The sequence below is a fragment of the Desulfosarcina cetonica JCM 12296 genome (assembly GCF_001311845.1).
Lineage (GTDB): Bacteria > Desulfobacterota > Desulfobacteria > Desulfobacterales > Desulfosarcinaceae > Desulfosarcina > Desulfosarcina cetonica.
In genome coordinates, this window is record NZ_BBCC01000242.1 from 1 (window position 1) to 8,454 (window position 8,454).

Annotated in this window: 6 protein-coding genes and 1 pseudogene; 3 read left to right on the forward strand and 4 right to left on the reverse strand. The window is 58.2% G+C overall.

Going from position 1 to position 8,454, the window contains the following annotated elements:
* Positions 1-648 (forward strand): annotated as a pseudogene (locus tag JCM12296_RS30420) (peptidase U32 family protein); the annotation flags it as partial.
* 20 nt (positions 649-668) lie between these two features.
* On the opposite strand, the gene JCM12296_RS30425 reads toward JCM12296_RS30420, so the two are convergent.
* The 4 genes from JCM12296_RS30425 to JCM12296_RS30440 form a co-directional block, all read right to left on the reverse strand.
* Entirely contained in the window at positions 669-1,910 is a 1,242-nt protein-coding gene (locus tag JCM12296_RS30425; protein ID WP_054700901.1) for a tetratricopeptide repeat protein, read from the reverse strand.
* 274 nt (positions 1,911-2,184) lie between these two features.
* Positions 2,185-4,263 (reverse strand): response regulator, encoded by a 2,079-nt coding sequence (locus JCM12296_RS30430; RefSeq protein ID WP_054700904.1) that lies wholly within the window; start codon positions 4,261-4,263, stop codon positions 2,185-2,187.
* A complete protein-coding gene (locus JCM12296_RS30435) occupies positions 4,260-4,655 on the reverse strand; it encodes a response regulator (RefSeq protein WP_054700909.1) in 396 nt (131 codons plus the stop codon). The genes JCM12296_RS30430 and JCM12296_RS30435 overlap by 4 nt, the downstream gene beginning before the upstream one ends.
* Entirely contained in the window at positions 4,652-7,726 is a 3,075-nt protein-coding gene (locus JCM12296_RS30440) for an ATP-binding protein (RefSeq protein ID WP_054700912.1), read from the reverse strand. The genes JCM12296_RS30435 and JCM12296_RS30440 overlap by 4 nt, the downstream gene beginning before the upstream one ends.
* 49 nt (positions 7,727-7,775) lie before the next feature.
* Between JCM12296_RS30440 and JCM12296_RS46310 the strand changes: the two genes are divergently transcribed.
* On the forward strand, positions 7,776-8,288 hold the full coding sequence (locus JCM12296_RS46310; protein WP_172684191.1) for a hypothetical protein: 513 nt from the start codon (positions 7,776-7,778) through the stop codon (positions 8,286-8,288).
* A gap of 37 nt (positions 8,289-8,325) precedes the next feature.
* On the forward strand, positions 8,326-8,454 hold a 129-nt coding region (locus tag JCM12296_RS51035; RefSeq protein ID WP_422699197.1), incomplete at its 3' end, for a DUF4131 domain-containing protein.

The window sequence follows — 8,454 nt, forward strand, 5'->3', positions numbered from 1 at the left end:
CAGACAACGGGTATCTGGCTTTCGGAGACCGCCGTGGCCAACATCGGCCGATCGGCGGTCGACAACCTCTGGCTCTGGCTGCCGCCGGTGGTCTGGCCCGACGACGAGGCCCGCGTGGCCGGACTGGTTCGCCAGAGCCTGGAGAAAGGGGTGCGCCGATTCGTTTTGAACATGCCCTGGCAGATGGCCCTGTTCAACCGTCCCAAGGGGCTGACCCTCTGGGCCGGGCCCTTCTGCAATGCGGCCAATGTCTTCTGCCTGGAAGCATTTCGCACGATGGGGTTCGCCGGGGCGTTTGTCAGTCCCGAATTGAGCCAGACCGATCTCATCACCCTGTGCCGCCAGCGGCCGCTGCCCCTGGGCATCGTGCTCTCGGGCAACTGGCCGCTGTGCATCTCGCGCACCATCGCCGATGGGATGCAGCTGGGGATCCCCTTCGAGAGTCCTCGCGGCGAGCAGGCCTGGGTCGCGCAATATGGCCCGGATTACTGGGTGTTCCCCAACTGGCGGCTGGACATCGGTGAAAAGCGGACCCAGCTAGAACAGGCCGGCATGACCCTTTTCGCCCACCTGGACGAGCCGGTACCTTCGACGGTGTCCATCAAGAAACGGCCCGGCTTGTGGAACTGGCGGATCGGGCTGCAATGACCCGCCCATGGCGATGACCGCTAGGCGGCGCCGCTGAATCCGCTGTACTCGTTGGCGTCCTCGCTCATCTCAACGCCGTAGACATCCTCGCCGTTGAAGGAGAAGACGATGTGGGAGGGGTCGATGGTGCCGTCGGCGGTTTCATTTTGCTTGATGGTAAAGCCCACCGTGGCCGTATAGGTGTCGGCGTCATAGAGCACATAATCCGGCAGGTAGTTGATGCTGATTTCCGTGGAAGGGATTTCGTTGCCGTAGTTGTAGGTCTCCCCGACATTATCACCATCGGCACGAGTGATGCTCCAATTCACAATATTGGTGACCGACGAGCTGTCCATCTCCTTGGTGAACTGGAAAATCATGGTCATGCTCAATTTGGCACCGGCATTTTCAAGATAGCTGTCGATGGCCGAGACCGGATACCCTGATGACATCCGGTAGGGAAAGGTGCTGGTGGCGTAGGCGAAGGCGATTTCGGGGTTTTCCTCCTGGGCGATGTAGTTGTCCAGCGTCTCGGCCAAATCCTCGTCAAGATCCTCAAGCTCCTCGAGAACCTCCCTGGCGGCATCAAAGTCGTCCATGTCGGTGTAGGCATAGCCGATTTCGGCCATGGCATCGTAGAATTCCGAGTCGATCTCCAGGGCCTTCTCGAACTGCTCGATGGCGGCATCATAATCTTCCATCAGGGCATAGGTCTTGCCCAGGCCGTAGTAACCGGCGGTGCTGCCGGAATCGGATCGGATGACTTGTTCAAACTGCTCCGCGGCTTCTTCATAATCCTCGACCTTCAGCAGCGCTTCGCCGTAGGAATAGCGATACTCGGAACTGTCATCAATCTCCAGCGCCTTGCGATACTGCACCACCGCATCCTCGTAGCGATCTTCGGAATAGTACAGCTGGCCCAAGGCGGTCCGGAAGTCCGCGTTGTCCGGATCGCGCTGAACGGCGCTTTCGTAAGTGGCGATGGCCTTGTCGGTTTTGTCCAGCTGCAGATAGGTCTGGGAGAGATATTGGGTGGCGTCGGCGTTGTAGTCCGAGTCCGGATCGATGGCGATGGCGGCCTCGAAGGCCTTGGCCGCTTCCTCGTAGTCGCCATTGGTATAGTAGCTGATTCCGTTGTTCAGGAATTGGTTGGATAGCTCCTCGAGACCGTCTTCCTGATTGTTTAAAATGGTGAAGATGTCGGTGGCGTCCTTTTCGTCCAGAATCGTGGATGCCGATCCCCAGGAAAGGGAATTCGCCAGTACCGTTTCGATGCCACTCATTTTTTGACCTCCTGCCCTGTGCCCCTCGGATTAGCTGCCAGCGTCTCTTTGGCTGGCATGGCCCGTTGGGTTGTGATGATGAACCGGTCGATGGCTTCTCCGGAATACCCGGATGGTTTTCCGCAAGACCGCTTGATGTGAGAATTCGCCCGTAACCCGGGTCACTTTAGGGGAGATGGGTTGCTTTTGGGTAACAGTTTGTAACTCTGGGGAGGCGGTGCGCCGATGGCCCCGGATAGGGCACACGGGGCGGCGGGGGAAACGCGTTACGGGTTCATCGGTCGATGGTAGATCTGGCGTTGGTTCCGTCCAGAACCGTTCTGATGAGTTTGGATAACTCGGACATGGGGATGGGTTTATTGGCCAGGGCCTTGATGCCCAACCGTCGTGCGGTTTCATCCGATAGCTTGTTGCTGTACCCCGTGCACACAATGACCGGGATATCGGGCCGGATACGCATCAATTCAACGGCCAACTGATCACCCGTCAGCTGGGGCATGGTCATGTCGGTGATGACCAGATCGAAATCATCGGGTTGCGATCGGAATAGCTTCAGCGCCTCGATGCTGCTGGTTTTCGAGGTTACGGAATATCCCAGGGCGGTCAACATTCGGCTGCCCATGGTGGCCAGGGTGGCTTCGTCATCCAGGAACAAGATCCGTTCCGAGCCCGTGGGCATTTGTTCCAAGGCAAGGGGATGATCGATTTCCAGGCTTTGGGTGACCGGCAACAGGATCGTAAAAACGGACCCCTGGCCCACTTCGCTCCGGACGGTGATCTTGCCGCCATAGCTTTCAACGATTCCGTGAACCACGGAGAGCCCCAGGCCGGTTCCCTCGCCAGCGGTTTTGGTCGTGAAGTAGGGCTCGAAAATCGAGCCGATGATATCCGGAGAAATGCCGTCCCCCGTATCCGAAACGGTGAGTTCGATATAGTGTCCGGCCTTCAATTCGAAGCTCAGTACCGGCGGTGCCGTCTCGATCTGCACGTCTTTGAGACGGACCTCCAGAACACCGCCCCTGTCCTGCATGGCATGGGCGGCATTGGTGCACAGATTCATCAATATCTGATGGACGCGGGTTGCATTTCCAAGGATGAGGGAATCGCTTTGAATGAATTGCCGGATGGCGATCGTCGAGGGGATGGAGGACCGGATCAGCTTGAGAACTTCTTTCACGATCGAACTCACCAGAATCGGCCGAATCTCTTCATTGGCCTCCCGGGCCACCGCCAGAATCTGATTGACGAGTTCCTTGGCCCGTTTGCCGGCAGACACCACCTCGCTTAAGTAGTGCTCCACGGCGGTGTCCTTGGCCACCTTTACCAGCGACAGTTCCGTATACCCCATGATGGCGGTGAGGATGTTGTTGAAGTCGTGGGCGATCCCACCGGCAAGGGTTCCGATGGCTTCCATTTTCTGGGATTGCTGCAGCCTTTTCTCGAGCGCCTTTTGCTCGTTTTCAATGTGCTTTCGAACGGTGATATCCCGGATGATGCCGATGGCGTTCCATTTCCCGTGGATTTTGACACTGGACAAGGATAACTCGATGGGAAACAGACTGCCGTCCTTTCTTTTGCCGATCAGTTCCGTGATGTGATCCACATAGGGTCCCTCGCCGGTCCGGGTGAAATGCAGAAAATGCGCCCGATAGGCCGTCTGGTAGTCCGGGGAGGAGATCATAGCGTGCAGGTCGGCACCCATGATTTCCTGTTTCGAATATCCGAAAATCCGCTCGGCCGCCTCATTCCAGAAGGAGACTTTTCCCAGACCATCCATCATGATGATCGCATCCTGGGCCGACATGGTAATGCGGCGCAGGGTCTCTTCGCTCTCCTTTAAGGACTCTTCAATCGCTTTGCGCTTTTGGATTTCCTGTTCGGCCTGCAGCATTTTCTGTTCAAGCTTGCGTACCAGGCGTTCGTTGTAGAGCTTGAGGATTTCCTCTTCTCCGCCCTGGTCGGGCTGCCGGTCCGTTTTGCTGTGCTTGACGTCGGCCATCAGGGTATGGACGATGCTCATGAAAACATCCGGCTCGCACGGTTTCTGAACAAAACGGTCCGCTCCGATTTCCAGGGCGAAGGCTTCATCCTGGGGGCCGGTGTAGGTTGCCGTGTAAATAATGAACGGGATATGGCAAAAGGCCTTGTCGGTCTTGATCGTGCGGCACAATTGGAAGCCGTCCATGACCGGCATGAGAATGTCACTGATGATCAGATCGAAGGTCCCGGTGTTCAGTCGTTCCAGGGCTTTGGCGCCGTTGACGGCCTTTTCCACCGCATATCCGCTGCCCTTGAGCATGCTCTCCAGGAGATAGAGGTTGGCTTCATGGTCATCAACGATAAGAATCCTCATGGATCGATCTCCTGATGGCAAGTGACATTGGACATATACCCGATGATTTCGGCCACAAAGGTGTCCGGGTTGATCGGTTTCTCAATATACCCGGTCGCCCCGGCCGCCAGAATGCGTTCCCGATCGCCCACCATGGCATAGGAGGTGACGGCGATGATCGGCGTGGGTTTGAGCGCATCGTGCTTGGTGAGGGCGCTGGCCACGGCGTAGCCGTCCATTTCAGGTAACTGGATATCCAGCAGGATGGCGTCGGGCCGGTTCTCCAGTGCCATCTGGATGCCGTCCATCCCGTTTTCCGCACTGATGACCCGGAACCCGTTTTTTTCCAGCAGAAAGCGCATCATATACAAATTTTGCGGGTTGTCCTCGATGATCAAGAGGGTTTGGTTCATGCCAATTCTCCTTGCCATGGCTGGCGTGGAAAGCGGATGGTAAAGGTGCTTCCCTGGCCCCACTGGCTGGTCACCGCAATGCTTCCCCCCATCATCTCCAGCAGCTTTTTACAAATCGAAAGTCCCAATCCGGTGCCCTCGTGTTTGCGCGCAAGGCCGGTGTCGAGCTGGTGAAAGGGTTGGAACAGGCCCGGCAGCGCTTCCGCCTGGATGCCGATGCCGGTATCGGCGACCGATAGGGTAAAGTGGTCTTTTTCCGGGCGGCAGCATACGCGGACATATCCTCTTTCGGTAAATTTGAGCGCATTGTTAAGTAAATTGAGAAGGACCTGCTCGATGCGGCGTTGATCGGTGACCGCCATCTCGGGGTCTTCGGGCAGGTCCAGTTGCAGGTCGATGCCTTTTTTTTCGGCCAGTGGCGCCACGAGCGTGGCCACTTTTTCGATGGCCGGCCGCAATTCGAAGGCGGCGACGGCCAGCTGGAGCTGGCCGGCCTCGATTTTGGAAATATCCAGCACGTCGTTGATCAGGGATAAAAGATGGCGCGAGCTGGTTTGGACCATGCTCAGCTGTTTCTTCTGTTCCGGATTCAAGGGGCCGGCCAACTCCTGGAGCAGAATGCCGGTAAAGCCGATGATGGAATTCAAGGGGGTGCGCAGTTCGTGGGACATGGTCGCCAAAAAGGCCGATTTGAGCTGGTCGGCGGACTCGGCCCGCTCCTTGGCCACCACCAGCTCGGCCGTGCGCGCTTCCACGCGCTGTTCCAACTCGGCCGCATGACGACGTAAATCATCATTTAGTCGGCGAATTTGCGCTTCGGCCCGGATGCGTTCGGTGATATCCGAACCGATACTCAGAATCTCCTTGATCTCGCCATCTTCGTCAAAGACCATTTTGTTGGTCCAGTCGATCCAGATGCGTTGACCGTTGCTGCGCATGTTCTCGTTGATGTTCCGCTCGTAGCGCTGGGGATCCTTGCGGATTTCATCCATCAGGTTCCGCAGGTCGCGGCCCGATTCCTCAAAGGGCGGAATGATGGTCCCGACGATATCGCGGCCGATAATCTCCGCCTCCGTGTAGCCGAAAAACTGCCGGCCGAACGCGTTCAAAAAGGTGATTTTCCCATCGCGCGAGCACCGTAGGATAATGCTGTTGGCCAGCATCACCAGTTCGCGATACTTCAATTCACTGGCGCGCAGGGAAGCTTCCATGGCTTTCTGCTCGCTGACATCCCGCATGCTTTCGATGGCGCCGCAGCGTTGGCCCTGCCGATCATACAGGGGCGATGCCACACCCCATAAATGCAGCCCCCGGCCGTGATCGAACTCCGGGATGAACAACTCGGCGTAGATCCTGTCCCCACGGCGCTTGATATATTTGTAGGTTGCCTCCACCTCCGGAATGGGCAGATCCAGAAGATCGATCAGGGTCGGCCGCTTTTCGCCGAAAAAGGGCCGGGCATGGGCATATCCATCCTGACCGATGAGCGCCTCCTTGGGGACCCCGGTGAGGGTCTCGCAGGCATGGTTCCAGGCAATGACTTTTTTGTCCTGATCCAAAACGAAGGTCGCGTCGGGCAGGAACTCGACAATGTCGACATAGCGCTGCTGTGCTTCGCGCCGCTTCTCTTCGGCGTGCTGCAATGCCTCGCGCAGGCGGTAGCTGGCCATGCCGAATGCCAGGTCGTTGGCCAGCTCGGTGAGCTGAACGGTTTCCGGGTTGCTGAACCCGTCCGGTTCGGCCGTCATGATGCATAAAACCCCTATTCTTTCTCCATTGGCCACCAAGGGCAGGGCCAGGATGGCCGTATCCGTCGACACGCCATGGCAAGCATCCGGCGCGGGCTCGTCCGGAGGAGAAAAGGGACGGCTTGCCGCATGCGGCGTGCCGGTTTCCAGTGCCTGCCGGATCAAGGACCTGACGGGCGGGGATAGGCGGCCGGCCGCATCGGTGGGTGATCGCGAACCCGCGTCACCACCGGCGCAGGCAACGATTTGGACCGGCGGCTCCGGTTCTTCGCCGGTCAGACCGATCCAGGCCAGGCGGTATCCACCGGTATCGGACAGGGTGCGGCAGATCGCATCTCTTAGCCCGATTTCATCCGTGCTGCGCACCAGGGCCTGGTTGCAGGCGATAAAGGTGTGCAGCAATTGATTGCTGTGGTTCAGCGCTTGGGTCCGGTGATTGACCTGGCGCTTGAGAACCAGACTGCCCAAAAGGCTGGTCAGCAAAACAACGCCGGAGACAAGGCCCACGTGCAGAATCCATGGCGGCAGCGTGAAGGGAACATCTTCCGAAATCCAGCGCTTCAGCGAGTGGTAGTAGACCGACTGCGGGTCGGCCTTCATTTTCGACAGGTGCTTGTCGATGGCGTCCAGGAGTGTCCGGGAAGCGTTCCGGGGGGCTGCAAAATAGAGGTCGCTGGGGTGGAAAATGACGGCCGTATCCTCAAGATCGAAGGCCTTTGCATGGGTCAGCCCGTAAAACCGGTTGGTGATGGCGGCATCCACATCGCCCGTGGCCACCCGCGCGAACATGGCCTGGTAATCGGGCAGGGCAACGAGCGGGATGGTCAGTTGAAAATCGGCGGCCAGTTTGCCGAAGGCATCCTGCTGGATGGACCGCTCCAAAACGGCAACCCGTTTGCCGTCCAGATCCAGGATGGAATGAATCCCGCTACCCTTGCGGGCATAAACCTGAAACCATGAGGAGAGCACCGCTATTTTATGAAAGGCGAATAGCTTTTCCCGATCCGAAGAACGGGCCACGTCGGGCATCAGGTCGATGCTGCCTTTTTCCAGGCGGTCCAGGCCCTCGCTCCAGGTGCCGTGAACAAATTGCAATTGCCAACCCTCGCCTTTAGCGATAGACTCGATGACATCAATAAAAATTCCGGATGGTTGCCCGGATTTTGAAGTGAAGCACTTGGGCTCGTTTTCATAAATCCCGATCTTTACCACGCGCGCATCGGCGCGTACCGTCGATGCCGCCGCAACCAGAAGAATCAGGGTTGCAACCCATGGCATGCCCCAATGGGGCTTGCGGTGGTTAAGATGACTGGCGGTGCGCATCACTCGGTTCCTCGGGTTGACGTCCCATGGGTGTCACGGGAGTTCGTGGATGAAAAGCAACATACAGAAAATTATACGGATTCATCAATGGCGTCAAGTGCTGATGGCTGCGCGTGCGGGTAACCGCCTTTCGTATTTGGCACCCCTTATAGAAAACCGTTTGCCCGCCGCGCCGTATGGGCGGCCGGCTGTTCCCGTCATCCTGGCGCTGATGGCGGGTATTCTCCTGGGCGTTCACCTGCCGATGGTTCCCACCGCCGCCCTGGCGGCGCTGTTGCCGATGCTCGCATGGATGATCATCCGGCTCCGACGCTTTCAACCCTCCCGTTGGTCTCCGTTGGGGGCGGTCCTGCTGAGCGGGTATCTCTCCATGGCGCCCTGCTCGCGCCAATCGACCGGCCGGACCACGTCACGCATTATCTGGACAGCGGATACTGGCGGATCCAGGCCACCGTTACCGAAGCCGCCAGCGTCCGGTTCGGCCGCACGCGCACCATCGTGGCCGTCCATGCCCTCTCCCGAGGGAAAGCCATCCATGCGGTGCATGGCCGGATCCGCCTGACCATCATGGGGACCGTGCCGCTCGCTCCCGGCGACGGATTCGCTTTCCGGCCAAGTTGCGTGCCTTTCGCAATTTCCGCAATCCGGGTGGCTTCGATTATCGGCGCTACATGGCCTTTGAAGGCATCCACGGCAGTGCCTGGGTGCCGGCGGACAAGTTGTTTCGA

Coding starts and splice junctions, on each gene's coding strand:
- JCM12296_RS30425 (WP_054700901.1), bottom strand. CDS start 1,910: ATGAGTGGCATCGAAACGGTACTGGCGAATTCCCTTTCCTGGGGATCG.
- JCM12296_RS30430 (WP_054700904.1), bottom strand. CDS start 4,263: ATGAGGATTCTTATCGTTGATGACCATGAAGCCAACCTCTATCTCCTG.
- JCM12296_RS30435 (WP_054700909.1), bottom strand. CDS start 4,655: ATGAACCAAACCCTCTTGATCATCGAGGACAACCCGCAAAATTTGTAT.
- JCM12296_RS30440 (WP_054700912.1), bottom strand. CDS start 7,726: ATGCGCACCGCCAGTCATCTTAACCACCGCAAGCCCCATTGGGGCATG.
- JCM12296_RS46310 (WP_172684191.1), top strand. CDS start 7,776: ATGAAAAGCAACATACAGAAAATTATACGGATTCATCAATGGCGTCAA.